Source organism: Pseudomonas kilonensis (assembly GCF_001269885.1).
GTDB classification, from domain to species: domain Bacteria; phylum Pseudomonadota; class Gammaproteobacteria; order Pseudomonadales; family Pseudomonadaceae; genus Aquipseudomonas; species Aquipseudomonas kilonensis.
In genome coordinates this window covers 322,725-348,620 of sequence record NZ_LHVH01000035.1, presented here as the reverse complement: position 1 = coordinate 348,620, position 25,896 = coordinate 322,725, and the positions used below count along the sequence as shown (strand labels likewise).

Sequence of the window (25,896 nt, the reverse complement as noted above, 5' to 3'; positions counted from 1 at the left end):
CAGCAGGTGCAGCCAAAACCCCACAGCAAAAAGGAGAGGCGCCATGCGCACTGTCATTTTGCGTCGCGGGCTGGTCGCTCTGTTTGCTGCGGCTGTGTCCCTCGGCGTCATTACTCAAGCTCAAGCCGAGACCTTGCGGATCGGTTATCAGAAGTACGGCACCCTGGTGCTGCTCAAAGCCAAGGGAACATTGGAAAAACGCCTCGCAGCCCAAGGCGTGGACGTGCAATGGACCGAGTTCCCCGGCGGCCCGCAGCTGCTTGAAGGCTTGAACGTCGGCTCCATCGACTTTGGCGTGACCGGTGAAACCCCGCCGGTGTTTGCCCAGGCCGCCGGCGCCGACCTGCTTTATGTCGCCTACGAACCACCGGCGCCCACCAGCGAAGCGATCCTGGTGCCCAAAGGCTCTGCCATCCAGTCGGTGCAAGACCTCAAGGGCAAGAAAGTCGTGCTGAACAAAGGCTCCAATGTCCACTACCTGCTGGTGCGGGCGCTGGAGGATGCCGGCCTGAAATATTCCGATATCCAGACCATTTTCCTGCCGCCGGCCGACGCCCGCGCCGCGTTCGAACGTGGCAGCGTGGACGCCTGGGTGATCTGGGATCCGTACCAGGCGGCCGCTGAACAGCAGTTGCAGGCACGCACCCTGCGTGACGGCAAAGGCATCGTCGATAACCACCAGTTCTACCTCGCCACCAAACCTTATGCGCAAAAAAATCCCCAGGTCATCACGACGCTGGTGGAGGAGGTGCGGGCAGTGGGGGAGTGGTCCAAGGCCAACCCTGAAGACGTGACCAAGCAAGTATCGCCGCTGCTTGGCCTACCGGCGGACATCACCCTGACGGCGGTGAAACGCCAAGGCTACGGGGCGTTGTTCCTCACGCCGGAGGTGGTGGCGGCGCAGCAGAAAATCGCCGACAGCTTCTATCAGCTCAAATTGATTCCCAAACCCTTGAGCATCAAGGACGTGATCTGGACGCCGCCGGCGGCCGTTGCGAACGCGCAGTAATTCGATCCCTTAGGAGACCACTCCATGAGCCTCAATATTTTCTGGTTCCTGCCTACCCACGGCGACGGCCATTACCTTGGCACTGCCGAAGGCGCCCGTGCCGTTGATCACGGTTACCTGCAGCAGGTCGCCCAAGCGGCGGATCGACTGGGTTTCGGCGGCGTGTTGATCCCCACCGGGCGTTCCTGCGAGGACTCCTGGCTGGTGGCCGCTTCGTTGATTCCGGTGACCCAACGCCTGAAATTCCTCGTTGCCCTGCGCCCCGGGATCATTTCCCCGACGGTGGCAGCGCGTCAGGCTGCGACCCTGGACCGGTTGTCCGGCGGACGTGCGTTGTTCAACCTGGTGACCGGCGGCGACCCGGATGAGTTGGCCGGCGATGGGCTGTTCCTCGACCACGAACAACGTTACCAGGCGTCGGTGGAATTCACCCGCATCTGGCGCCGGGTGCTGGAAGGCGAAACCGTGGATTACGACGGTGAGCACATCAGTGTGAAGGGCGCCAAGCTGCTCTACCCACCGATTCAGCAACCGCGTCCGCCGCTGTATTTCGGTGGCTCGTCGGAAGCCGCCCAGGATTTGGCAGCCGAGCAGGTGGAAATGGTGCTGACCTGGGGCGAGCCGCCCGCAGCTGTCGCGGAAAAAATCGAGCAGGTGCGAGCCAAGGCCGCGAAGCTCGGCCGTACCGTGCGCTTCGGCATTCGCCTGCATGTGATCGTGCGGGAAACCAATGCCGAGGCCTGGCAAGCGGCCGACCGGCTGATCTCTCACCTGGACGACGACACCATCGCCCGTGCCCAGGCGTCCCTGGCGCGCTTCGATTCGGTGGGCCAGCAACGCATGGCCGCCCTGCACGGTGGCCGTCGCGACAAGCTGGAAGTCAGCCCCAACCTCTGGGCCGGCGTCGGCCTGGTTCGCGGCGGGGCCGGTACGGCGCTGGTGGGCGATGGTCCGACCGTGGCGGCGCGGGTCAAGGAATACGCTGACCTTGGCATCGACACCTTTATCTTCTCCGGTTATCCACACCTGGAAGAGTCCTACCGTGTGGCGGAACTGTTGTTCCCCCACCTGGACGTCGAGCGCCCGGAATTACCGAAAAGCCAGGGCTATGTGAGCCCGTTCGGTGAAATGGTCGCCAACGATATTCTTCCCAAAGCCGCGTCCCAGAGCTGAGGCGGCCATGAAGAAAATCATCCACACCCTCGCGCCCTGGGCGGTGCCGCTGCTGTTGCTGGCGGTATGGCAACTGTCGGTGTCGGCCGGTTGGTTGTCCACGCGGATCCTGCCAGCACCCGTGGCCGTGATCGAGGCCGGGGTCAACCTGGTGCGCAGCGGCGAGATCTGGACGCACCTGGCGATCAGCGGTTGGCGGGCTGCGGTGGGCTTTCTGATCGGCGGTGGCATCGGCCTGGCCCTGGGCTTCATCACCGGTTTGTCGAAATGGGGCGAACGTCTGTTGGACAGTTCCGTGCAAATGGTCCGGAACATCCCGCACCTGGCGCTGATTCCGTTGGTGATCCTGTGGTTTGGTATTGATGAGTCGGCGAAAATTTTCCTGGTGGCCCTGGGCACGTTGTTCCCGATCTACCTCAACACCTACCACGGCATTCGCAACGTCGACCCGGCGCTGGTGGAAATGTCCCGCAGCTACGGCTTGTCCGGCTTCAGGCTGTTTCGCCAGGTGATCCTGCCTGGCGCCCTGCCTTCGATCCTGGTGGGCGTGCGTTTTGCCCTGGGTTTCATGTGGCTGACGCTGATCGTGGCGGAAACCATCTCGGCCAGTTCCGGCATCGGTTATCTGGCGATGAATGCCCGGGAATTCCTGCAGACCGATGTGGTGGTGCTGGCGATTCTTCTGTATGCCGTGCTGGGCAAATTGGCTGACCTTGCCGCCCGCGGGCTTGAGCGGGTCTGGCTGCGTTGGCACCCGGCCTACCAAGTGAACAAGGGAGGTGCCGCATGACCGCCCAACAACCTCCGCGCCTGCTGCGTGGCATTCCGCTTGCGGTGCGCAAGCTGCAAAAAACCTTCGGCACACGCCAGGTGTTGCGCGACATCGACCTGCATATCCCGGCCGGGCAGTTCGTGGCCGTGGTCGGTCGCAGCGGTTGTGGCAAAAGTACCCTGCTGCGGTTGCTGGCCGGGCTCGATCAACCCACCGATGGCCGACTGTTGGCGGGCTCGGCGCCGCTGAGTGCCGCGCAACAGGACACGCGGTTGATGTTCCAGGAAGCGCGTTTGCTGCCCTGGAAAAAAGTCATCGACAACGTCGGCCTCGGGCTCAAGGGCAACTGGCGCCCGCAGGCGTTGCAGGCACTGGAAGCCGTCGGCTTGGCCGACCGCGCCCATGAGTGGCCGGCGGCGTTGTCCGGTGGGCAGAAACAACGAGTGGCCCTGGCCCGAGCGCTGATTCATCAGCCACGCCTGTTGCTGCTCGACGAACCCTTGGGGGCGCTGGACGCACTGACCCGTATCGAGATGCAGCAACTGATCGAAAACCTCTGGCAGCAGCACGGCTTCACGGTGTTGCTGGTGACCCACGACGTCAGCGAGGCGGTAGCGATTGCCGATCGGGTGATCCTGATCGAGGACGGCCAGATCGGCCTCGACCTGCCCATCGACCTGCCACGCCCACGGGTTCGCGGCTCTCATCGCCTGGCGAGCCTGGAAACCGAAGTCCTCAACCGTGTGCTGTCCTTGCCCGGCCAACCGCCGGAACCCGAACCCGTTTCACCCTTGCCTACGCAATTGCGTTGGGCGCAATAACTTCATCCAGACAGGAATCGACACCATGACTATCAAAGCCATCAACGTACGCAACCAGTTCAAAGGCACCATCAAGGAAATCGTCGAAGGCGACGTGCTGTCGGAAATCGACGTGCAGACCGCGTCGGGCATTGTCACGTCGGTCATCACTACCCGCTCGGTCAAGGAGCTGGAACTGGCGATCGGCAGCGAAGTGATTGCCTTCGTCAAATCCACCGAGGTGTCTATCGCCAAGTTGTGAGCGATGCGTCACCCGCAGCCCCGGACGGCGTGAGCCCTTCGGGGCTTTTTGGTTTTTTGGCAGCTTGTGAATTAGCGTTGGTGAGGCTGGAAGGGGACTTTGTGGCGAGGGGATCAGGGCGCTTCACGCTTGGGCAGATACGGCGGCAGGTACAACCCCAGGTACGCATCGAACACCCGCATGCCTTCTTCGGCCATGCGCGGGGTGATCTGGCCGTGTTGTTGTACCGAGCGGGCGTAGACGCGGTCGCCCAGTTCCATGGCCAGGGCGAATACGTCGACGTCTTTGGGCAAGCTCGGCAGCTCGAAATGGTGGTTGAACACCTTATGCATCAGGTCGCCCAGCTCGAGGTCGTGCTGACGGTCGGCCTGGATGACTTCGGTCAGGCCGTGCTGGGCCAGGATCAGTTGGCGAGCGGCGGCGTCCTGGCTGTAGATGGTGAGCATGCGTTGCTCCACCAGCCGTGACAGGTCGTGCCAGTGGTTCAACGCCGCATGATCAATCGGTGCTTGCAGGCCGGCGCGAAAGGCGGCGTGGATGTCGGCGGTCAGGGCTTCGAGCAGGGCCGGGACGCTGGCGAAGAAGTGGTACACGGAAGAGGGCGGGATCCCGGCGCGCTCGGCGACGCTGTAGATCGACAGGCTGGCCACACCTTCGGCGGCAAGCAGCGTACGGGCGGCATCAAGAATGGTGTCGATCCGGGCCTGGCTGCGTGCGCGGGGTTTGCGGGGGGTGGCGATGCGCGTCATGGACGTCTCCTGCGGGGCTGCCGGGCATTGTACGAGTCGGGTCCTGTGTTGTCTTCCCGGCCCTCATCGCGGGCAAGCCTTGCTCCCACAGAGCAATACATTGTGAATCAGACCAAATGATCACAAAGCCCCCCTGTGGGAGCTTTGTGAATGAGACCAAATGATCACGAAGAACCCCTGTGGGAGCTGAGCTTGCTCGCGATCCGCCGAAGGCGGCCATCCCCCCAGATACAAAAAAACGCCGCAGGCCATAAGGCCTGCGGCGTTTCTTGTTTACCGCAACCGCTTACACGGTATGCAGGTACCAGTTGTACTCGAGGTCGGAGATGGAGTGTTCGAACTCCTCCAGCTCGCTTTCCTTGCAGGCCACGAATATATCGATGTATTTCGGGTCGATGTACTTGGCCATGACTTCGCTGTCGTCCAGCTCGCGCAGGGCATCGCGCAAGTTGTTCGGCAGGCTTTGCTCGTTCTGCTCGTAGCTGTTGCCTTCCACCGGCGCACCGGGCTCGATCTTGTTGGTCAGGCCATGGTGTACGCCCGCCAGCACGGCGGCCATCAGCAGGTACGGGTTGGCATCGGCGCCGGCGACGCGGTGTTCCAGGCGCACGGCATCGGCCGAACCGGTAGGGACGCGCAAGGCCACGGTGCGGTTGTCCAGGCCCCAGGTCGGCGAGTTCGGCACGTAGAACTGTGCGCCGAAACGACGGTAGGAGTTGACGTTAGGGCAGAGGAAAGCCATCTGCGCGGGCAGGGTCTCGAGCACACCGCCGATCGCGTGACGCAGTGCGGCGTTCTGCTCGGGATCCTCGCTGGCAAAAATATTCTTGCCATCTTTATCAAGAATCGAGATGTGGACGTGCAGACCATTACCCGCCTGGCCCGGATAAGGCTTGGCCATGAAGGTGGTGTCCATTTCATGGTCGTAGGCGATGTTCTTGATCAGACGCTTGAGCAGGACCGCGTAGTCGCAGGCCTTGATCGGATCGGCCACGTGGTGCAGGTTCACTTCGAACTGCGCCGGGGCACTTTCCTTGACGATGGCGTCGGCGGGAATGCCTTGCTCCTTGGCCCCTTCCAGAATGTCCTGGAGGCAATCGACGTATTCGTCGAGGTCATCGATCAGGTAGACCTGGGTCGAGTGCGGGCGTTTGCCGGAGATTGGCGAGCGAGGCGGTTGTGGGCGTCCATTCACGTTCTCCTGGTCGATCAGGTAGAACTCCAGCTCGAATGCGGCGCAGATGGTCAGGCCCAGTTCATCGAACTTGGTCACGACTTGGCGCAGGACTTCACGCGGGTCGGCGAAGAAAGGCTCGCCTTCGAGTTCGTGCATGGTCATCAACAGTTGCGCAGTGGGGCGCTTCTGCCAAGGCTCGTTGCACAGGGTGTCAGGGATTGGATAGCAGATCCGGTCGGCATCGCCGATGTCCAGACCCAGGCCGGTGCTTTCCACCGTAGAGCCGTTGATATCCAGGGCAAATAAAGAGGCCGGCAGGTTGATGCCTTTCTCGTAAACCTTGTGGAGGCTGGTGCGTTCTATGCGCTTGCCGCGCACCACACCATTCATATCCGCAATCAGAAGGTCAACGTACAGAACCTCAGGATGTTCCTTAAGGAACGCGTTCGCTTCGTTAAGCTGAACGGCACGCGGGGGTACCGACATGATGCAACACCTTTGTTGTTAAAAATATCAATCATTGATCTCTTCGAAAGCCAGTCAACCCGAACGGCATGCCGAAGTCAAGCAGGGCCTTTTTTGCCCTAAAAAAGCACCTTCAAGGCTTTTTTGAGGCAATTTAGGGCGTTTTTTTCCCTTTAACGGTCTTGGCGCCCGCGGGCTTGAGCGGGCCGTGTTGTATTTTTTACGGGGGTGTTGTGTAAAAAAATGAACAAGGCTAAGCTCGATTCAAACCCATAACAGCAATAATACCGGGGTGCTTCATGTCTCGCCTGCCGTTAATCGGCGTCACCACCTGCTCCAGGCAGATTGGTCTGCATGCTTATCACATCAGTGGCGATAAATATTCCCGGGCTGTCGCGACAGCCGCCAAGGGCCTGCCAGTGCTGCTTCCGTCCCTGGCGGATCTGTTCCCGCCGTCCGATATTCTGGACGCCCTGGACGGTATTCTCTTTACCGGCTCTCCTTCCAATGTAGAACCTTTTCATTACCAGGGCCCGGCCAGTGCGCCAGGCACTGCTCATGATCCTGCACGGGACGCCACCACCCTGCCGCTGATCCGCGCCGCTGTCGCTGCGGGCATCCCGGTGCTGGGCATTTGCCGTGGCTTCCAGGAGATGAACGTAGCCTTTGGCGGCAGCCTGCATCAGAAAGTTCACGAAGTCGGAACCTTCATCGATCATCGTGAAGACGATACTCAAGCGGTGGATGTCCAATACGGTCCTGCCCACGCCGTGCATACCCAGCCTGGCGGTGTACTGGCAGGCCTGGGGCTGCCCCAGCTAATGGAGGTCAACTCGATCCACAGCCAAGGCATCGAGCGCCTGGCACCTGGGTTGCGAGCCGAAGCGGTGGCCCCCGACGGCCTGATCGAGGCTGTTTCGGTGCCAGAAGGCAAGGCTTTTGCTTTAGGTGTGCAATGGCACCCCGAATGGGAGGTAAGCTCTAACCCGCACTACCTTGCGATTTTCCAGGCATTTGGCGATGCCTGCCGAGCAAGGGCAGCACAACGCGACGCCGATGCGTCAAACAACGCCTGACGACTAATAGCAGTCAGGAAACTCACGCCTAGAGGCATTTATGAGTAACAACCTCGACCAGCTCACCGATTGGTTGAAAGACCACAAGATCACAGAAGTCGAATGCATGATTGGCGACCTCACCGGTATCACCCGGGGCAAGATCTCGCCGACCAACAAGTTCATCGCCGAGAAAGGCATGCGCCTGCCCGAGAGCGTTCTGCTCCAGACCGTGACGGGCGACTATGTCGAAGACGACATCTATTACGAACTGCTCGACCCTGCCGACATCGACATGATCTGCCGCCCGGACGAGAACGCAGTATTCCTTGTGCCCTGGGCCATCGAGCCCACAGCCCAGGTCATCCACGACGCCTACGACAAGCAGGGCAACCCCATCGAGCTGTCGCCGCGCAACGTGCTCAAGAAAGTACTCAAGCTCTACGCCGACAAGGGTTGGCAGCCGATCGTCGCGCCGGAAATGGAGTTCTACCTGACCAAGCGCAGCGACGACCCGGACTTTCCGCTGCAACCGCCCGTTGGCCGCTCCGGCCGCCCGGAAACCGGCCGGCAGTCTTTCTCGATCGAAGCGGCCAACGAATTCGACCCGCTGTTCGAAGACGTCTACGACTGGTGCGAACTGCAGGAACTGGACCTCGATACCCTGATCCACGAGGACGGCACGGCGCAGATGGAAATCAATTTCCGTCATGGCGATGCCCTGTCCCTGGCCGACCAGATCCTGGTGTTCAAGCGCACCATGCGCGAAGCGGCACTCAAGCACGACGTGGCTGCCACCTTCATGGCCAAGCCCATGACCGGCGAGCCGGGCAGTGCGATGCACTTGCACCAGAGCATCATCGACAAGGAAACCGGCAAGAACGTCTTCTCCAATGAAGACGGGACCATGAGCGATCTGTTCCTGCACCACATCGGCGGCCTGCAGAAATTCATCCCCGAGCTGTTGCCGCTGTTCGCCCCCAACGTCAACTCGTTCCGCCGCTTCCTGCCGGACACGTCGGCGCCGGTGAACGTGGAGTGGGGCGAAGAGAACCGCACCGTGGGCTTGCGCGTGCCGGATGCCGGGCCGCAGAACCGTCGGGTGGAAAACCGCTTGCCGGGCGCCGATGCCAACCCGTACCTGGCGATTGCCGCCAGCCTGCTGTGTGGCTTCATCGGTATGGTCGAAGGCATCAACCCGAGCGCGCCGGTGGTGGGCCGAGGCTACGAACGCCGCAACCTGCGTTTGCCGCTGACCATCGAAGACGCCCTGGAACGCATGGAAAACAGCACCACCATCGAGAAATACCTGGGCAAGAAATTCATCACAGGCTACGTCGCGGTCAAGCGGGCCGAGCATGAAAACTTCAAGCGCGTGATCAGTTCGTGGGAGCGGGAATTCCTGCTCTTTGCCGTCTGAAGCGCCGGGCGGGGCTGCTTCAGGCAGCTTCGCCCTCACCGATAACAGGAGAATTGGCATGACCCGCAATAACCCGCAAACCCGTGAATGGCAGGCCCTGAGCAACGATCACCACCTGGCGCCGTTCAGCGACTTCAAGCAGCTCAAAGAGAAAGGCCCGCGCATCATCACCCACGCCAAGGGCGTCTACCTCTGGGACAGTGAAGGCAACAAGATCCTCGACGGCATGGCCGGCCTCTGGTGCGTGGCTGTCGGTTATGGCCGCGAGGAACTGGCCGACGCCGCCAGCCAACAGATGCGCGAGCTGCCGTACTACAACCTGTTCTTCCAGACCGCCCACCCGCCGGTGCTGGAATTGTCCAAAGCCATCGCCGACATCGCCCCTGAAGGCATGAACCACGTGTTCTTCACCGGCTCCGGCTCCGAGGGCAACGACACCATGCTGCGGATGGTCCGCCACTATTGGGCGATCAAGGGCCAACCGAACAAGAAAGTCATCATCAGCCGCAAGAACGGTTATCACGGTTCGACCGTGGCCGGCGCGAGCCTGGGCGGCATGACCTATATGCATGAACAGGGCGACTTGCCGATCCCGGGCATTGTCCACATCGCCCAACCTTATTGGTTCGGCGAAGGCGGCGACATGAGCCCCGAAGAGTTCGGCGTGTGGGCGGCCAACCAGTTGGAAGAAAAGATCCTGGAGCTCGGCGTGGACAACGTCGGCGCCTTCATCGCCGAGCCGATCCAGGGCGCCGGTGGTGTGATCGTGCCGCCGGACAGCTACTGGCCGCGCATGAAGGAAATCCTCGCCAAGTACGACATCCTGTTCGTGGCCGACGAAGTGATCTGTGGCTTCGGCCGTACCGGTGAGTGGTTCGGTACCGACCATTACGGGTTGAAACCGCACATGATGACCATCGCCAAGGGCCTGACCTCCGGCTACATCCCCATGGGTGGGCTGATCGTGCGTGATGACGTGGTCGCGGTGCTCAACGAAGGCGGCGACTTCAACCACGGGTTTACCTATTCCGGTCACCCGGTGGCCGCGGCAGTGGCCCTGGAAAACATCCGCATCCTGCGCGACGAAAAAATCATCGAGCGCGTCCATGCTGAAACGGCACCCTATTTGCAGCAGCGTTTGCGGGAACTGAACGATCATCCTCTGGTAGGTGAAGTGCGCGGTGTCGGTTTGCTGGGGGCGATCGAGTTGGTTCAGGACAAGGCCACGCGCAAGCGCTACGAAGGCAAGGGCGTGGGCATGATCTGCCGGCAGTTCTGCTTCGATAACGGGCTGATCATGCGCGCGGTGGGCGACACCATGATCATTGCGCCGCCGCTGGTGATCAGCAAGGCCGAGATCGATGAGTTGGTGACCAAGGCGCGGCAGTGCCTGGACCTGACGCTCAGTGCGTTGCAAGGCTAAGTGCTAGGCTCTGAGCGAGGTGCCTGCAAGGGCCTCGCCCAGCGAGAATAAAAGGCTGGGCTTGTGTTGAAAGCCTGGCCTGTAACTTGCCAGACTACCGACTGTTCAAGTTGCCCGCGAGCTGGCTACTGAACTGTGGCTAAGAAGAATAACTGGAGCATTTTTTCATGAAGGCATTAGGTATGAAGATAGCTGGCAAGACCCTCCTCGCCATGTCCCTGATGGGCGTGATGGCGGGCGCTGTTCAGGCGGACGACAAAGTGCTGCACGTCTATAACTGGTCCGACTACATTGCGCCGGACACCGTCGCCAAGTTCGAGAAAGAGTCGGGGATCAAAGTCGTCTACGACGTGTTCGATAGCAACGAAACCCTGGAAGCCAAGTTGCTGGCCGGCAAGTCCGGTTACGACATCGTGGTGCCGTCGAACAACTTCCTGGCCAAGCAGATCAAGGCCGGGGTCTACCAGAAACTCGACAAGTCCAAGTTGCCCAACTGGAAAAACCTGAACACCGACCTGCTCAAGGCCGTTTCCGTGAGCGACCCGGGCAACGAACACGCCTTCCCGTACATGTGGGGTTCGATCGGCATCGGCTTCAACGCCGAGAAGGTCAAGGCCGCGCTGGGTGCCGACGCGCCGACCAACTCGTGGGACCTGCTGTTCAAACCGGAAAACGCGGCCAAGCTGAAAGCCTGTGGCATCAGCTTCCTCGACTCGCCGACCGAGATGATCCCGGTGGCACTGCACTACCTGGGCTACCCGACCGACAGCCAGGACAAGAAACAACTGGCTGAAGCCGAGGCACTGTTCCTCAAGATCCGTCCTTCGATCGGCTACTTCCACTCCTCCAAGTACATCTCCGACCTGGCCAACGGCAACATCTGCGTAGCGGTCGGCTACTCGGGCGACATCTACCAGGCCAAGTCCCGCGCGGCCGAAGCCGGCGGCAAGGTTAAAGTCAGCTACAACATTCCGAAGGAAGGTGCTGGCAGCTTCTTCGACATGGTCGCCATCCCCAAGGATGCCGAGAACGTCGAGGGTGCCTACAAGTTCATGACCTTCCTGCATAAGCCGGAAATCATGGCTGAAATCACCGATATCGTGAGCTTCCCGAACGGCAACGCGGCCTCCACGCCGCTGGTCAACAAGGAAATCACCAGCGACCCGGGCATCTACCCGCCGGCAGACGTGCAAGCCAAGCTTTACGCGATTGCCGACCTGCCCGCCGCGACCCAGCGGATCATGACCCGCAGCTGGACCAAGATCAAATCCGGTAAATAAGCCGGCCTGAAGCATACTCCTGTTGTCGCTGCCATCGCGGCGGCGGCAACAGGAGCAATTAAATAACTAAAAGTTTTGCTGGATCGGTTTATCGAGGGTAAGTTGCGCGCCGGTTTTGTTGCAGGGCCTCTCTTGGCCAAGTAACGGGGGCAACTTGGGCCCAACTATTTAAGAGGACCTCCACGTGCCAGTCTTTTCTTTGTTACGTAACGCCTTGCTGGTCGGTGCCGGCCTGACGCTCGCCGTCAGCGTCCAGGCCGCCTCCACCGTGCATATTTATAATTGGTCGGACTACATCGGCGAGACCACCCTGGCGGATTTCGAAAAAGCCACTGGCATCAAGCCGGTGTATGACGTGTTCGACTCCAACGAAACCCTGGAAGGCAAGTTGCTGGCCGGGCGTACCGGTTATGACGTGGTGGTGCCGTCCAACCACTTCCTGGGCAAGCAGATCAAGGCCGGGGCGTTCCAGAAGCTCGACAAGGCGCAGTTGCCCAACTACGCCAACCTCGACCCTGTGCTGCTCAAACGCCTGGAAAAGAACGACCCGGGCAACCAGTACGCCGTGCCTTACCTGTGGGGCACCAACGGCATCGGCTACAACGTCGAGAAGATCAAGGCAGTCCTGGGCGTCGACAAGATCGATTCGTGGGCCATGCTGTTCGAGCCGGAAAACATCAAGAAGCTGTCCAGCTGCGGTGTTTCGTTCCTCGACTCGGGCGACGAGATGATCCCGGCGATGCTCAATTACCTGGGCCTGAACCCCAACAGCGAAGACCCTGAAGACTACAAGAAGGCCGAGGCCCAGCTCCTCAAGATCCGGCCTTACGTGACCTACTTCAACTCCTCCAAGTACATCTCCGACCTGGCCAATGGCGAGATCTGCGTGGCCGCCGGTTTCTCCGGCGACATCTTCCAGGCCCGCGAACGCGCCAGCGAAGCCGGCAAGGGCGTCGAAATCGCCTACGTGATCCCCAAGGAAGGCGGCAACCTCTGGTTCGACATGCTGGCGATCCCGCGTGACGCCACCAACGTCAAGCAGGCGCACGCGTTCATCAACTATGTGCTCAAGCCTGAGGTCATCGCCCAGGTCAGCGACGTTGTCGGTTACGCCAACCCGAACCCGAAGGCTGGCGAACTGATGGACCAGAAAGTGCGCACCGATGAAGCGGTTTACCCACCGCAAGCGGTCGTCGACAAGCTCTACGTCAACTCCGAGTTGCCGCCCAAGATCCAACGATTCATGACCCGCAGCTGGACCAAGGTCAAGTCGGGTAAATAACGTCAACACTCTTAGGTTCGTCCACGTGGGGCGAACTGCAAATTCTGTGGGAGTTTCGTAAATGGCAGTTGCCTCCGGCGCCTATAAGAAAGCCCTCGAGGGCGACCAGACACCCAAGCAGGTGTTGGTCAAAATCGACCGGGTCACGAAAAAGTTCGACGAGACGATTGCCGTGGACGATGTGTCCCTGGAAATCAAGAAAGGCGAGATATTTGCCTTGCTCGGCGGTTCGGGATCGGGCAAATCCACCTTGCTGCGCATGCTGGCCGGTTTCGAGCGGCCCACCGAGGGACGGATTTTCCTCGATGGCGTGGACATCACCGACATGCCGCCTTACGAGCGGCCGATCAACATGATGTTCCAGTCCTACGCTTTGTTCCCCCACATGACTGTGGCGCAGAACATCGCCTTCGGCCTGCAGCAGGACAAGATCCCGAAAGCCGAGGTCGATGCCCGCGTGGCTGAAATGCTCAAGCTGGTGCAGATGAGCCAATACGCCAAGCGCAAGCCGCACCAGCTCTCCGGTGGCCAGCGTCAACGCGTGGCCCTGGCCCGTTCCCTGGCCAAGCGCCCGAAGCTGTTGTTGCTCGACGAGCCAATGGGCGCCCTGGATAAGAAGCTGCGCTCGCAAATGCAGCTTGAGCTGGTGGAGATCATCGAGCGGGTCGGCGTGACCTGCGTCATGGTGACCCACGACCAGGAAGAGGCCATGACCATGGCCGAGCGCATCGCGATCATGCACCTGGGCTGGATCGCCCAGATCGGCAGCCCGATCGACATCTACGAAACCCCGACCAGCCGGCTGGTCTGCGAGTTCATTGGCAACGTCAACATCTTCGAGACCGAAGTGGTGGACGACGCCGAAGGCCACGCGGTGCTGACTTGCAAGGACCTGGACCGCAACATCTACGTGGGCCACGGCATCAGCACCTCGGTGCAGGACAAGTCCGTGACCTACGCCATTCGCCCGGAAAAGCTGCTGGTCACGTCCGAGCAGCCGACCTGTGAGCACAACTGGTCCAGCGGCAAGGTCCATGACATCGCCTACCTGGGCGGCCACTCGGTGTTCTACGTCGAGTTGCCGAGCGGCAAGCTGGTGCAGTCCTTCGTCGCCAACGCCGAACGCCGTGGCCAGCGTCCGACCTGGGGCGACCAGGTGTTCGTCTGGTGGGAAGACGACAGCGGCGTGGTGCTTCGCTCATGAACCTGCGCAAACTCAAACGCCGACTCGATCGAATAACGCCCGGTGGCCGCCAACTGGTCATCGGGGTGCCCTTCATCTGGCTGTTCCTGTTCTTCATGCTGCCGTTCTTCATCGTCCTGAAGATCAGCTTCGCCGAAGCCGACGTCGCCATTCCGCCGTACACCGAGATCTACAGCTACGTCGACCAGAAGCTGCAGGTGCTGCTCAACCTCGCCAACTACGCGATGCTGAGCGAGGACGAGCTGTACATCGCCGCCTACCTAGGCTCGCTGAAGATGGCGCTGATCAGCACCGTCCTGTGCTTGCTGATCGGTTATCCGATGGCCTATGGCATCGCCAATGCCCGCAAAGAGATGCAGACGGTGCTGGTGCTGCTGATCATGATGCCGACCTGGACCGCGATTTTGATCCGGGTCTACGCGTGGATGGGGATCCTCAGCAACAACGGCCTGCTCAACGGCTTTTTGCTGAGCATGGGGTGGATCAGCGAACCGCTGCAGATCCTCAACACCAACCTGGCGGTGTATATCGGGGTCGTCTACTCCTATCTGCCGTTCATGATCCTGCCGTTGTATGCCAACCTGGTGAAGCACGACTCCAGCTTGCTGGAGGCCGCGTCGGACCTGGGTTCGAGTACCTTCAACAGCTTCTGGAAAATCACCGTGCCGCTGTCCAAGAACGGCATCGTCGCCGGCTGCATGCTGGTGTTCATCCCCGTGGTGGGCGAGTTTGTGATTCCGGAATTGCTGGGTGGTCCGGAAACCCTGATGATCGGCAAAGTGCTGTGGCAGGAATTCTTCAATAACCGAGACTGGCCGGTGGCATCCGCCCTGGCGGTGGTGATGCTGGCGATCCTGATCGTGCCCATCATCCTGTTCAACCGCAGTCAGGCCAAAGAAATGGAGGGCAAGGAATGAAGCGCTTCAGTTTTTCAAGCCTGATGCTGGTGCTGGGTTTTATGTTCATCTACGCGCCGATGTTGATCCTGGTGATCTACTCGTTCAACGCCTCGAAACTGGTGACGGTGTGGGGCGGCTGGTCGATCAAGTGGTACGTCGGCCTGCTGGACAACAGCCAGCTGATGGGGTCGGTGGTGCGCTCGCTGGAGATCGCCTGCTACACGGCGATTGCCGCGGTGGCCCTGGGTACGCTGGCGGCTTTCGTGCTGACCCGCATCACCCACTTCAAGGGCCGCACGCTGTTCGGCGGCCTGGTCACCGCGCCGTTGGTGATGCCGGAAGTCATCACTGGCCTGTCGCTGTTGCTGCTGTTCGTGGCCATGGCCCAGATGATCGGCTGGCCCCAGGAGCGTGGCATCGTCACGATCTGGATTGCCCACACGACATTCTGCGCGGCCTATGTGGCGGTGGTGGTCTCGGCACGCTTGCGTGAGCTGGACCTGTCCATCGAAGAGGCGGCCATGGACCTCGGTGCGCGGCCGTGGAAGGTGTTCTTCCTGATCACCATCCCGATGATCGCGCCGTCACTGGCGGCGGGGGGCATGATGTCGTTCGCATTGTCTCTGGATGACCTGGTACTGGCGAGCTTCGTCTCCGGTCCCGGCTCGACGACCTTGCCGATGGAAGTCTTCTCGGCGGTGCGCCTGGGGGTGAAACCGGAAATCAACGCCGTGGCGAGCCTGATCCTGCTGGCGGTGTCACTGGTGACTTTCCTGGTCTGGTACTTCAGCCGCCGCGCCGAAGAGAATCGCAAGCGCGCGATCCAGCAAGCCATCGAAGAAAGCGCCGCCGACTCCTGGAAACAACCGGAAGTACGCCGGCCCGAGACCTCGCCGGTCTGAATCTGTGGGAGCGGGCTTGCTCGCGAAAGCGGTGTGGCAGTCAATGAAGAGGTTGAATGTCAGGCCGTCATCGCGAGCAAGCTTTGCTCCCACAGGTTTTTTGGGTTGCCAATAAATCCGCGGCCAAACGCAGATCCCATTGTGGGAGCGGGCTTGCTCGCGAAAGCGGTGTGGCAGTCAATGAAGAGGTTGAATGTCAGGCCGTCATCGCGAGCAAGCTTTGCTCCCACAGGGTTTTTGGGGCGCCTATAAAACCGCGGCCGAATGCAAATCCCATTGTGGGAGCGAGCTTGCTTGCGATAGCGGTGTGGCAGTCAATGAAGAGGTTGAATGTCAGGCCGTCATCGCGAGCAAGCTTTGCTCCCACAGGTTTTTTGGGTTGCCTATAAACCCGCGGCCGAATGCAAATCCCATTGTGGGAGCGGGCTTGCTCGCGAAAGCGGTGTGGCAGTCAATGAAGAGGTTGAATGTCAGGCCGTCATCGCGAGCAAGCTCGGCTCCCACAGGGTTTTTGGGGCGCCTATAAAACCGCGGCCGAATGCAAATCCCATTGTGGGAGCGAGCCTGCTCGCGATAGCGGTGTGGCAGTCAATGAAGAGGTTGAATGTCAGGCCGTCATCGCGAGCAAGCTTTGCTCCCACAGGGTTTTTGGGGCGCCTATAAAACCGCGGCCGAATGCAAATCCCATTGTGGGAGCGGGCTTGCTCGCGAAAGCGGTGTGGCAGTCAATGAAGAGGTTGAATGTCAGGCCGTCATCGCGAGCAAGCTTTGCTCCCACAGGGTTTTTGGGGCGCCTATAAACCCGCGGCCGAATGCAAATCCCATTGTGGGAGCGAGCTTGCTTGCGATAGCGGTGTGGCAGTCAATGAAGAGGTTGAATGTCAGGCCGTCATCGCGAGCAAGCTTTGCTCCCACAGGGTTTTTGGGGCGCCTATAAATCCGCGACCGAATGCAAATCCCATTGTGGGAGCGAGCCTGCTCGCGATACGGCCGGCAGGTTATTGGCCGTTCACTTCTTCAACGCGTCATGGGCTTCCAGCGCGCGCAAGGAGTAGATGTACGCCGCACCTGCATTGAGCGACACCGCGGTGGCCAGGGTAGCGGCGATTTCTTCGCGGGTGGCGCCGGCCTTGATGGCGGCGTCGGTGTGTACTCCGATGCAACCGTCACAGCGCGTGGTGATGGCGACGGCGATGGAGATCAGCTCACGGGTCTTGGCATCGAGCACGTCGTTTTCAGCCGCGGCTTCGTCCAGGGCCATATAGGCCTTGACCATCTTCGGGTTGCTTTTACCCAGGGCGCCAAAGGCGCTCTTGATGGTAGGCAGCAGCTCGGACCAGTTGTTGAACATAGCGTTTGACTCCTAGTGGGAAAGGCGGGATTGCGCCCTTGTAGTCTTGACCATCCATGACGATCAAGCCCGGTTAGCGATGAAAAAGACCTGCGCGTCCGATTCAGGGCGCCCGGGCCGGCAACAGTTTCAAGGTGCCATGGGTATTGGCCGTCACTTCTTCCTCGGCCAGGTGCGCCTGGTGATACAGCCCCTCTATGTACGCCTCGGCCTGGTCCTCGTAATGCTTGTCGAACGGCACGCCGCTCTGGCCAACGGGGTTGATGGTGACGCTGTGGGTCGGGTCGGCGAAGTCGATGATGCGCCGCGTCGAAGGCCCATAGGTCACCGGCCACGGCGCCGGACCGATTTTGGCGGAGAGGTTGTTGGGCACCTCGTGGGTACCCGGTGCGGCGAAGGGGCCGACGTTGAAGATCCGGTCCAGCGGCTTTTGCAGGCCCAGCGGGTGGCCATGGGTCAGGGTGTGGGCCTTGCCCCATTGCCATTGCGTGGCATCGTCGCCGAGGGTGGTCTTCAGGTGGGTGAGGCTCTTGTCCCAGGCCTTTTTCACGGTGTCGGCACGGGTTTCCGTGCCGAGGGTCGTGCGGTCATCCCACCACGATGAATCTCCGGAGGCCGCCAAGCGTGGAAGGGCTGCGTCGATCACCCGGGTCGACAGCGCGGTTTCGAAGAAACCGTCGCCCAGTTCATCGTGCAGGGCGGCGTCGGCCAGGTTGAACAGGAACTGGTTGAACAGCGTGGCGCTGGTGGAGTCCAGGGGGTAATCGCCCGGCCATTGAGCCAGTTGTTCCACCCATTTGCGTTCCTGTGGGTCGTTGACCACCTCACGCAGCACCGGCAGCAAAGGCGCGAGCAGGCGAGGGCCGTAGGCGGTAGTGGTGCCCAGCTGCAGTTTCTGGGTGGTTTCGATGTCCCACTTCGCCTGCTTGTCGCTGAGCTGACGGTTGAGTTGCTGGCCGCGGTCGGCGAGGTTGTAGTAACCGGGGATCTCGATGCCGCTGGCCGGCACCGGCTGGAAATTGGCCGAGACGATGTAGCCCCGCGCCGGGTTCTCTTCCTGCGGATTGCTGCTGAACGGATAGAAACCTTCCTTTTCCGCCTCCGGGCTGCTGCCGTCGAGGATGAAGCCAGGCTTCACACCGGCTGGCCGCTTGGGCAGTTGTGCGGCGGCCCACCAGCCGATGTCCCCCTTGGCGTTGGCCCACACCACGTTCAGCCCGGGTGCGTGGATCTTGGCCGAAGCGCCGCGAGCCTTGGTGAGGGTGTCGGCGCGGTTGAGCTGGTAAAAGGCCTCGAGGATCGGGTTGCGGCTTTCCAGGAATCCCCACCACATGGCGACCGGGGTCTTGCCGGCGTTCGCACCGAGGGCATCGTTGACGATCGGACCATGGGGCGACTGGCGCAGCACCAGCGTCACCGGTGCCTGGCCCTTGACCGCGATCTGTTGCTCGCTGCGGGTCATGTCCACCCATTTGTCGCGATACCAGACCTGTTCGGGATTGTCCGGGTTGACCTTCTCGGCGATCAGGTCCAGGTCGTCGTTCTGGAACATGGTGACGCTCCAGCCGAAATCCTTGTTCATGCCCAGCGTCGCGAAGGGCAGCAGCGCCTGGTATTGCCCGTAGAGTTCGAACCCCGGGGCCGACAAGTGCGCCTCGTACCACACCGAAGGCGTGGAAAAACGGATGTGCGGGTCACCCGCCAGCAACGGCTTGCCGCTGTGGGTGCGGCTGCCGGAGACCGCCCAGGCATTGCTGCCCTCGAACTGCGGCAGGCCGTTATCAGCCAGGGCCTGCTCGCTCAGGCGGGCGAGGGCGTTGAGGTCTTTCCAGTCGGCGGCAGCCAGCGGCAGGCCGCCCTTGCGACCTTCGGCCAGCACACCTTGAGGCTGCCAGTCGAGGTCGAAAATGTTCAGGTAGTTGGCACCCAGCACATCGCGCACATAGGTCAGCAGGGGTTCGGTGCGAAAGGCCGCGGCGAAGCTGTAGGCCATGTAGCCGGTAACGCTCACGGTGTCTTCGGCGGTGAACGGGCGCTTGGGAATGCCCAGCACATCGAATTCCACGGGCCGGGTGTGGCTGTCCTGATAGGCGTTGATCCCGTCCAGGTAGGCTTGCATGGCGCGCCAGGCTGGGGATTGCGGGTCTTGTTCGGTCACATAGGCCGCGGCGCGCTCACGGATGCGCAGGCTGCGCATCAGCTTGTCAGTATCGAGCAGCTTCGGCCCCAGCACCTCGGCCAGCTCACCACGGGCGAGGCGGCGAATGATCTCCATCTGGAACAGCCGATCCTGGGCATGGACATAACCGAGGGCGCGGTACAGGTCGGTTTCGTTCTCGGCGCGGATATGCGGCACACCGCGTTCGTCGTAGCGCACCGTCACCGAGCCATGCAGCCCTTGCAACTGCACCGTGCCTTGGCGGGTGGGCTGCTTGCTGTAGAGGTAGCCGCCCGCGACGATGATCGCGGTGACGATCAATGACAGGAAGGCGATGAGGGTGCGCTTCATGGTGATTCCTTATTCTGGTGACAGCGGTCCCATGGTCTCGCTGTTGATTCCCTGTTTAGCATATGGCTGCTTCCCGGCGCATCGTCCGTCGGAGGGATTTTCTCCAGGTCGCCTCGCGGGCGGGAGTATAGGCGGTGGAAGGTTTCGGGCAGCGGCTGGGCGTTGGAGGCCGCGCTGCGAATCGGAAGGCTATCGTTGATCGGCACAGCATTCACGTCTGCCGTCGTCCAAGCGCAAAGGGATGTGAGTCGGCGTGTGTCGCGAGGGCCGGCCGCAGGAGGCTCCTGCGGCCGGCGTAGAGGGGTGGTTTCAGCCGGTGATCGTCAAGCCATCGAAGGATGGCCCGGCGAATTCATCAGCTTGGCCGGGTAGTGGGTGCAGGTTCGTTGGACGGTCCGCCCTGGGTCCGCGCTTCGCCTCGCTCTGCCAGTTGAATGTCATCGCCAGAGGCTTTTTTAGGCCTCGTTGCCAGGCTCTGGGCCCATTCGGTACCCAGGTTAAGCCCTGCGATAGCGGTTTGCGGAACGACCTGGGTAAGGCCGCGGGTCACGTGGTAGGTATTTTCGAGGTCGCGCCGCCAGCCTTCCGGCTGGGTGTGGGGCAGACCGTCGCGGTTTGGACTTGTCACGTTCTGCAGCGGTACGTTTGCTCGCTTGGTCAGGTCATCTTTGCCGCTCAGCGCCTTGTTTTCGAGCGGTGCCGCCACGCTGTTGGCAAAGAACGGAAGCAGCGTCAGGCCGGAGGAGAAAAAGGTGGTGACAATCTGCTCCATTTTTTCCCGCACTTCCGGGTTTTCACCCACCGCGGCTGCGTCACCCACGGCTGTACGCATGGCGACCCCTTCGCCTACGCCTACGATCCGGTTGGCGTAGTCGCTGATGTTGGTCATGCTGATCGGGTTGAGCTTTCCTGTCGCTTCGGAAAACGCCTTGGGTAGCAGCTCGCCCCAGTTGCGGTTTTCCGTTGTCACCCGGTAGGTAGGGATCTCCTCGTCACCGTGGGTTTGCGCATATTTCGCCACTGCCTGGCCACCCGCCATGAAGGAGCCACCCACTGCGGATGCCGCCGAGCGGGCGAGGATGCCGCTGGCATTTGTCGAGGAGAATTGATCAATGGTGTCGCGCACAGCATGGGCGGCACCGAAGGCGAGGTAGCCGGTGAAGTCACCGCTCATGGTGCCAAAGTTATTCGCGTTCTGTTTGAGCTTGAAGTCGTTGCGCTTTTGCTCCTGTGTGAGGTTGAGGGCATCGCGTCCAGCGTTCTCGACCCGACGTCCGTCCTGCGTGACGACTTGCAAGGCCTTGGGATAGACCGACATCGGATCGACTTTTTCCAGGCCGGCGCCGATGGTCTTGTCGACGACGACCTGGACGAATGGGCGGATGCCGTCGCTGATCACCTTGTGGGCGGCGCCAAGCACCGTCGAGGTCGCCGCGACATGCTTGCCGTAGGAGGCGTCCGCCATTTTTTCATCGATCGACGCAGTGATGGCGCCAAAGTGACCCGCAGACGCCACGCCCTGCGGGATTCCCGCCCCGGCGAACACCGCCAGGCCGGTTACAAAGCCGCTCTTGGTCTTGAGGTCGGCGACATAGTCCTGGCGTGCGACGTTCTTCAGCGCGGTGTCCAGCACCTCGTTTTTCTTCGTCGCCGTTGCCAGTTCGCTTGGCGTGTTCGGCTTGTCGTCATCGGTCTTGAGCAACTCGCCAAGCTCCCCCTGGACCTCGCGTAACTGGCCCAGTTGATCCTTCGCCTGGTCGCGTGCGGCCGGGGGAAGGCTCTCGTTGTTCGCCGCTTGTTGCGCATGCTCGATTCGGCTTTCCATGAAGGTATTCAAGCGCGTGGGCATGTCTTGCGTCATGGCTTGCATGACACCTTTGGCATAACCGCGGAAGGCTTCATGGCTATTTTGCAGCAGCTGGCGATCGTTCCCTTCCGGGGTTTTATCGATGACTTCCTGGCACAACGAATGATAGGCGCCAAGGGTATTACCCATGCGCTCGCAGTGTTTGCCCCAGACGGCTTTGAAACCGCCGTCCTCTTTCCTGTCGTCCTCGTTTTTGCCCAGGTACTCGTTGAAGTCCTTGACGAATGCTTCGGTTTCTTCGTGGCCCGACAGCATCGGGTGCGGTGTGCCGCCGAGTTCGGCGAGATGCTTCTGTACATCTTGATAACTTGTGCCTGGCGCGTAGCCCAATACTTTGCCTTCCAGGCTCATATGCTCACGTGCATAGCCAATGGGGTCGCTCTCAGGGTTTTTCTTGCCGAGGCTGTTGACCAGTCCTGTCAGGCGCTGCTGCCGGGTCCTGAGTGTTTGCTGGGTCTTGTCGGTCGCCTGTCCTTCGAAGTGATAAGGCACCAGGGGATTGGTGGAGGGCCGAACCTGCCCGGACAGGCTGGTTCCCACCGGCGTGATCCGATCGTCCTGCTGGTGCAACGCCGCCGATCTGGTGCTTCGTCCTACTGATAAATCTGGCATGTCGTGCTCTCCTAGATTGACAGGGCGCTGTTGAGCCCGGTGCTACGGGGGGTGGGCTTGGCGGTGTCGTTTGGGCTGGCGCCGTCGAAGAAGTAGCCATCGCGCCAAATCAACGCCATGTCGGCGGCACCGCCCATCAGCCCGAGCAGGCGCTCGGCCGTGAGGGTTTCCAGGGGGACGTGGCCGATCAGGATTACCTGTTCGCTGTCGCGGTTGTAAGACAGGGAAGGGCAGAACGCGCCGCTCAGCAGGTACAGGTTGGTTTCCAGTAGCCGTTGCAGGACCGCTTCCCGATTCGCCACCGGCAATGGCCCGAAGCTGCAGTAGATAAAGACGTCTCCCTCACCCACGCCAGGGGTGTGCTTCAGGGAAAAGTCCACATCCTTGACCGACAGGTTCGCCTGCTCGTAGAACGCTGCCGGGGTAGGAATCATTGTGAGTTCGCAGAGCTGATCGATCAGCTTGCAATAGATGGGTGACGCCATGAGTGACCTCGCATTGTCATCCAGGCGCCGACGAGCGCCTGCTGCCCATGGTGAGTGACACCTGCGGCATTTCGGTTCCAACCGACCGCCGCTGCGGGCCGATGCCGACGCGCCGGGCGAACTGCGTGGAACCGCAGCCCTGTGATCTGCCACCCAATGGCGCCACCTCACTCAAGGTTGACCGCCCATGTCCCGATCACTTGCACCTTTGCCGGCCCTTCGAATCGTCCCCAAAGGGTTGTCCATGCTGGCCGTGGCGACCTTGCTGTATGGTTGCCAGCACCTCGAACCGCAGCTGACCATTGGTGATCCTTCCGCCAACGAGCCTTACCGCTCGCAACTGCGCTGGCTTGAGCCGGCGCCTACGGACACGATCATCCAGATCGGCGAGTCATCCCCGCAAAGCGGCGGCAGCCTGTGGACGCGCATGCGCCAGGGGTTTTCCTTGCAGGCCAAGACCCAGGGGGTGGCGCGCATCGATGAGCAACGCCGCTGGCTGATGGATCGCCCGGCGTTTCTCACCCAGACCGGACGCGCCGGTAGTCGCTACTTGCACTTCATCGTGGGCGAACTGAACAAGCGCAACATGCCGCTGGAACTGGCGCTGTTGCCGGCCATCGAGAGCGGGTTCAATCCGAACGCCCAATCGCCGGCCCAGGCCCTGGGCCTCTGGCAATTCATTCCCGCCACGGGACGCCGCTACCAATTGCAGCAGGGAGGCGACTATGACGAGCGCCGGGACATTCCGTCATCGACGCGGGCCGCCCTGGATTATTTGTCCTACTTGCACGATTACTTCGACGGCGACTGGCTACTGGCGCTGGCCGCCTACAACGCCGGGGAAGGGCGGGTGCGCGACGCTATCACGCGCAATCGCGCCCGCGGCCTGGCAACCAATTATTGGAACCTGTCGTTGCCCGGTGAAACCCAGAACTATGTGCCGCGACTGCTGGCGCTGTCGCAACTGGTGAATGCGCCCGCCGACTATGGCGTGAGCCTGGCGCCCATCGCCGACCAGCCGTACTTCCAGATGGTCGCCTTGGCGCAGCCCGTGGACCTGGCGCACCTGGCGCTGTTGTCCGGTGTGCATGAGCGAGAGTTGCGCATGCTCAACCCTGCCGCGCGCGGCCGGGCCAGGGGGCGCTTGCTGATGCCCATGGAAGCGTCGCGCAGGTTGCAGGCCCAACCGGACATGATCGCCAAGGCGGCGCTGCCCCGCGTGGCCGGTAGCGAAGAACAAGTGGTTGCCTCACCCGATACCGGCGTGGCCGAGCCGCAGGTGGCAGAGGTGGTCGTGCCGCCAGGGGTGTGAGCCGATTATCCGCCATGTTGATCGTTCCCACGCTCTGCGTGGGAATACATCCCGTGACGCTCTGCGTCACCTTCCAGAAGCGGAACGCGGAGCGTCCCTGGCGGCATTCCCACGCGGAGCGTGAGGAACGATCTTCCACAGCCCCCACCACCTGATCTTTCGGATCTCCAGGGCCTACAGGCAGCCCATCGCGACATTGGCCAGGCCGCGTGCACGTGGGTCCATCAAGACGTAGGAGCCAATGGTGTTGCAGGCGAAGCCGAACGCCACGCCGCGCTCAGGGTCGGCAAACCCGATGGTGCCACCGGCGCCCATGTGGCCGAACGCCTCGTTGCCCATGCCATAACTGCCGTTCGCCACGTCCGGCTGGTTGAGCATGATGCCCAGGCCGAAGCGCGTGGGGGTCTGGATGGTCGGGTCGTATTCGGCGCTGTGCTCGCGCAACATTTCGTTGAGCAGCGGCGACTCCAGCAGTTGCCCGTCGAGCAGACCGGCGTAGAACGCCGCCAGGCTGCGGGCATTGCCATGTCCGTTGGCCGCCGGTTGGGTCATGCGTTTCCAGCCCGCCTCGTTACTGCGTCCCAGCACCATGGGTGGGTTGGCGAAGGCCAGTGTGCTCATGGCGGTCGGCTCGTTGAGCACGTCCGTCAGTACTCGCCCAAAGGCCTCATCGTCGATCTCGTCTTTGGTGCGTGCCATGTAGGCGCAGCGCGCGATGGTCGCGTCGTCCAGGCCGAGGTGGAAGTCCAGCCCGAGCGGCACCGCGACCCGCTGATGGATGCTTTGCGCCGGCGTCAGGCCATCCACCCGGCGTAGCAGTTCGCCGAGGATCCAGCCGAACAGCAAGGGCGAATAGGTCTGCTGTTCTCCGGCTGCGGCCCAGGGAGTTTCCTCGGCGATCAGGTCGGTCATGGTGTGCCAGTCGTAGAGGGTTTCCGGTGCCAGGGGCGTGCGCAGCGCTGGCAGCCCGGCACGGTGGCAAAGCACCTGGCGCAGGGTGATCGACGCTTTGCCGGCGTTGGCGAATTCGGGCCAGTAGCGGCAGACCGGCGCGTCCAGCTCCAGGCGTCCTTCGCCGACCAGCTGCATGATCGCCACCGCCGTGAAGGGCTTGGTGCAGGAAAACAGATTAAGCAGCGTGTCGCGCTGCCAATGGTTGTCCGGCTCCGGCCCGGCAGTGCCGGCCCACAGGTCGATGACGGTTTCGCCGTCAATCTGGATGCACAGGGCGGCGCCGCGTTCGAAGGGGCTTTGCATCAGCCGGATAAACGCCTCTTTGACCGGTTCGAAACGGGTGTCGCATTGGCCATGGATAGCAGGTGCACGCGTCATGTCAGCTCCACACAAGGGTTGGTGTTTCCCTTTGAGTGACCGTGGCCGTGCAAACGGTTCACCGGCACATACTACAGACCCATGTAGGAGCGAGTTCGCTCTCACAGGTAATGCTGTTCACTTAAGCGTTTATCGGAGATTTGGTCTCCATTCCGAGGCCTGTTTCAGGTGTATATACATCCGTTTCTCCGGTAACGGCGACTTATGGTTCCGCCCTTACGGCGGCTCACTTTTGAGAAGCCCGGGAGCCGGCCCAGTCAAAAGTAAGCAAAACGCTCTTGCCCCACCACTCGCTGCCTCGCTTAGGCTCGGCATGCCCGAACGCAGGCATTGCTCCGTGGGCCGCCGCGAAGGGCCATCCATGGCCCAGCGCGGCTACCTCGGCATCCATGCCGAGGTGCCCACTGCGCAATACCTGCGTTCGGCCATCGTGGTTAACGGGGCGCTCGAGATCAACGTCCACCGCGAGGCGGCCTAATAGCCGACCTGGCTCTCCCGGTCGTACACCCGTCAGATCTGTGGGAGCAAAGCTTGCTCGCGAAGGCGATGTGTCAGT

General features: G+C 61.4%; 22 protein-coding genes. 15 read left to right on the top strand and 7 right to left on the bottom strand.

The window, feature by feature from the left end:
* Nucleotides 1–43: 43 nt before the first annotated feature.
* From AD662_RS26990 to AD662_RS26970, 5 genes are read left to right on the top strand one after another with little or no spacing between them, the layout of a single operon-like run.
* Nucleotides 44–1,009: a sulfonate ABC transporter substrate-binding protein gene (locus tag AD662_RS26990; protein ID WP_018610595.1), complete on the top strand. Its 966-nt coding sequence runs from the start codon at nucleotides 44–46 to the stop codon at nucleotides 1,007–1,009.
* Nucleotides 1,010–1,033: 24 nt separating this feature from the next.
* Nucleotides 1,034–2,182, top strand: a complete 1,149-nt coding sequence (gene ssuD, locus AD662_RS26985; RefSeq protein ID WP_003206647.1) for an FMNH2-dependent alkanesulfonate monooxygenase — start codon at nucleotides 1,034–1,036, stop codon at nucleotides 2,180–2,182.
* A 7-nt stretch (nucleotides 2,183–2,189) separates the two neighbouring features.
* Entirely contained in the window at nucleotides 2,190–2,972 is a 783-nt protein-coding gene (ssuC, locus tag AD662_RS26980; protein ID WP_053190049.1) for an aliphatic sulfonate ABC transporter permease SsuC, read from the top strand.
* Nucleotides 2,969–3,775 (top strand): aliphatic sulfonates ABC transporter ATP-binding protein, encoded by an 807-nt coding sequence (gene ssuB / locus AD662_RS26975; protein WP_053190048.1) that lies wholly within the window; start codon nucleotides 2,969–2,971, stop codon nucleotides 3,773–3,775. Before ssuC ends, ssuB begins: the two co-directional genes overlap by 4 nt.
* Before the next feature lie 25 nt (nucleotides 3,776–3,800).
* Complete coding sequence (locus tag AD662_RS26970) at nucleotides 3,801–4,016, top strand: TOBE domain-containing protein (RefSeq protein ID WP_003177394.1); 216 nt, start codon at nucleotides 3,801–3,803, stop codon at nucleotides 4,014–4,016.
* Between the two features lie 113 nt (nucleotides 4,017–4,129).
* On the opposite strand, the gene AD662_RS26965 is transcribed toward AD662_RS26970, so the two are convergent.
* Both AD662_RS26965 and AD662_RS26960 read right to left on the bottom strand, forming a co-directional pair.
* Nucleotides 4,130–4,765, bottom strand: coding sequence for a TetR/AcrR family transcriptional regulator (locus AD662_RS26965; RefSeq protein ID WP_018610580.1), 636 nt, complete (start codon nucleotides 4,763–4,765; stop codon nucleotides 4,130–4,132).
* Nucleotides 4,766–5,051: 286 nt separating this feature from the next.
* Complete coding sequence (locus AD662_RS26960; protein ID WP_003177396.1) at nucleotides 5,052–6,428, bottom strand: glutamine synthetase family protein; 1,377 nt, start codon at nucleotides 6,426–6,428, stop codon at nucleotides 5,052–5,054.
* 278 nt (nucleotides 6,429–6,706) lie between these two features.
* Between AD662_RS26960 and AD662_RS26955 the strand changes: the two genes are divergently transcribed.
* The 8 genes from AD662_RS26955 (at nucleotide 6,707) to AD662_RS26920 (ending at nucleotide 15,872) form a co-directional block, all read left to right on the top strand.
* Complete coding sequence (locus tag AD662_RS26955) at nucleotides 6,707–7,483, top strand: gamma-glutamyl-gamma-aminobutyrate hydrolase family protein (protein ID WP_053182870.1); 777 nt, start codon at nucleotides 6,707–6,709, stop codon at nucleotides 7,481–7,483.
* A gap of 40 nt (nucleotides 7,484–7,523) precedes the next feature.
* Nucleotides 7,524–8,882 carry a glutamine synthetase family protein gene (locus AD662_RS26950; RefSeq protein ID WP_018610575.1) on the top strand — a complete coding sequence of 453 codons (1,359 nt, stop codon included), beginning with the start codon at nucleotides 7,524–7,526 and terminating at the stop codon, nucleotides 8,880–8,882.
* A 58-nt stretch (nucleotides 8,883–8,940) separates the two neighbouring features.
* Complete coding sequence (locus tag AD662_RS26945) at nucleotides 8,941–10,305, top strand: aspartate aminotransferase family protein (protein ID WP_018610573.1); 1,365 nt, start codon at nucleotides 8,941–8,943, stop codon at nucleotides 10,303–10,305.
* 182 nt (nucleotides 10,306–10,487) lie between these two features.
* Nucleotides 10,488–11,585 carry a polyamine ABC transporter substrate-binding protein gene (locus tag AD662_RS26940; protein WP_053182867.1) on the top strand — a complete coding sequence of 366 codons (1,098 nt, stop codon included), beginning with the start codon at nucleotides 10,488–10,490 and terminating at the stop codon, nucleotides 11,583–11,585.
* A 184-nt stretch (nucleotides 11,586–11,769) separates the two neighbouring features.
* Nucleotides 11,770–12,867 (top strand): polyamine ABC transporter substrate-binding protein, encoded by a 1,098-nt coding sequence (locus AD662_RS26935; protein ID WP_053190047.1) that lies wholly within the window; start codon nucleotides 11,770–11,772, stop codon nucleotides 12,865–12,867.
* A 61-nt stretch (nucleotides 12,868–12,928) separates the two neighbouring features.
* Nucleotides 12,929–14,071 (top strand): ABC transporter ATP-binding protein, encoded by a 1,143-nt coding sequence (locus tag AD662_RS26930; RefSeq protein WP_014340741.1) that lies wholly within the window; start codon nucleotides 12,929–12,931, stop codon nucleotides 14,069–14,071.
* Nucleotides 14,068–14,988 carry an ABC transporter permease subunit gene (locus AD662_RS26925; protein WP_018610566.1) on the top strand — a complete coding sequence of 307 codons (921 nt, stop codon included), beginning with the start codon at nucleotides 14,068–14,070 and terminating at the stop codon, nucleotides 14,986–14,988. Before AD662_RS26930 ends, AD662_RS26925 begins: the two co-directional genes overlap by 4 nt.
* On the top strand, nucleotides 14,985–15,872 hold the full coding sequence (locus AD662_RS26920; RefSeq protein ID WP_018610564.1) for an ABC transporter permease subunit: 888 nt from the start codon (nucleotides 14,985–14,987) through the stop codon (nucleotides 15,870–15,872). Before AD662_RS26925 ends, AD662_RS26920 begins: the two co-directional genes overlap by 4 nt.
* Nucleotides 15,873–16,881: 1,009 nt before the next feature.
* On the opposite strand, the gene AD662_RS26915 is transcribed toward AD662_RS26920, so the two are convergent.
* The 4 genes from AD662_RS26915 to AD662_RS26900 form a co-directional block, all read right to left on the bottom strand.
* Nucleotides 16,882–17,223, bottom strand: coding sequence for a carboxymuconolactone decarboxylase family protein (locus AD662_RS26915; RefSeq protein ID WP_003206631.1), 342 nt, complete (start codon nucleotides 17,221–17,223; stop codon nucleotides 16,882–16,884).
* A 103-nt stretch (nucleotides 17,224–17,326) separates the two neighbouring features.
* A complete protein-coding gene (locus tag AD662_RS26910) occupies nucleotides 17,327–19,732 on the bottom strand; it encodes a penicillin acylase family protein (RefSeq protein WP_053190046.1) in 2,406 nt (801 codons plus the stop codon).
* A 355-nt stretch (nucleotides 19,733–20,087) separates the two neighbouring features.
* Nucleotides 20,088–22,211, bottom strand: a complete 2,124-nt coding sequence (locus AD662_RS26905; RefSeq protein WP_053190045.1) for a hypothetical protein — start codon at nucleotides 22,209–22,211, stop codon at nucleotides 20,088–20,090.
* Nucleotides 22,212–22,222: 11 nt separating this feature from the next.
* Nucleotides 22,223–22,696, bottom strand: a complete 474-nt coding sequence (locus tag AD662_RS26900) for a type III secretion system chaperone family protein (RefSeq protein ID WP_053190044.1) — start codon at nucleotides 22,694–22,696, stop codon at nucleotides 22,223–22,225.
* 187 nt (nucleotides 22,697–22,883) lie between these two features.
* Here AD662_RS26900 and AD662_RS26895 point away from each other — a divergent pair, with 187 nt between their 5' ends.
* Complete coding sequence (locus tag AD662_RS26895; protein WP_082308779.1) at nucleotides 22,884–24,008, top strand: transglycosylase SLT domain-containing protein; 1,125 nt, start codon at nucleotides 22,884–22,886, stop codon at nucleotides 24,006–24,008.
* A gap of 174 nt (nucleotides 24,009–24,182) precedes the next feature.
* On the opposite strand, the gene AD662_RS26890 is transcribed toward AD662_RS26895, so the two are convergent.
* Entirely contained in the window at nucleotides 24,183–25,340 is a 1,158-nt protein-coding gene (locus AD662_RS26890; RefSeq protein ID WP_053182841.1) for a serine hydrolase domain-containing protein, read from the bottom strand.
* Between the two features lie 313 nt (nucleotides 25,341–25,653).
* Between AD662_RS26890 and AD662_RS29450 the strand changes: the two genes are divergently transcribed.
* Nucleotides 25,654–25,818, top strand: a complete 165-nt coding sequence (locus AD662_RS29450; protein ID WP_156331409.1) for a hypothetical protein — start codon at nucleotides 25,654–25,656, stop codon at nucleotides 25,816–25,818.
* Nucleotides 25,819–25,896: the final 78 nt, after the last annotated feature.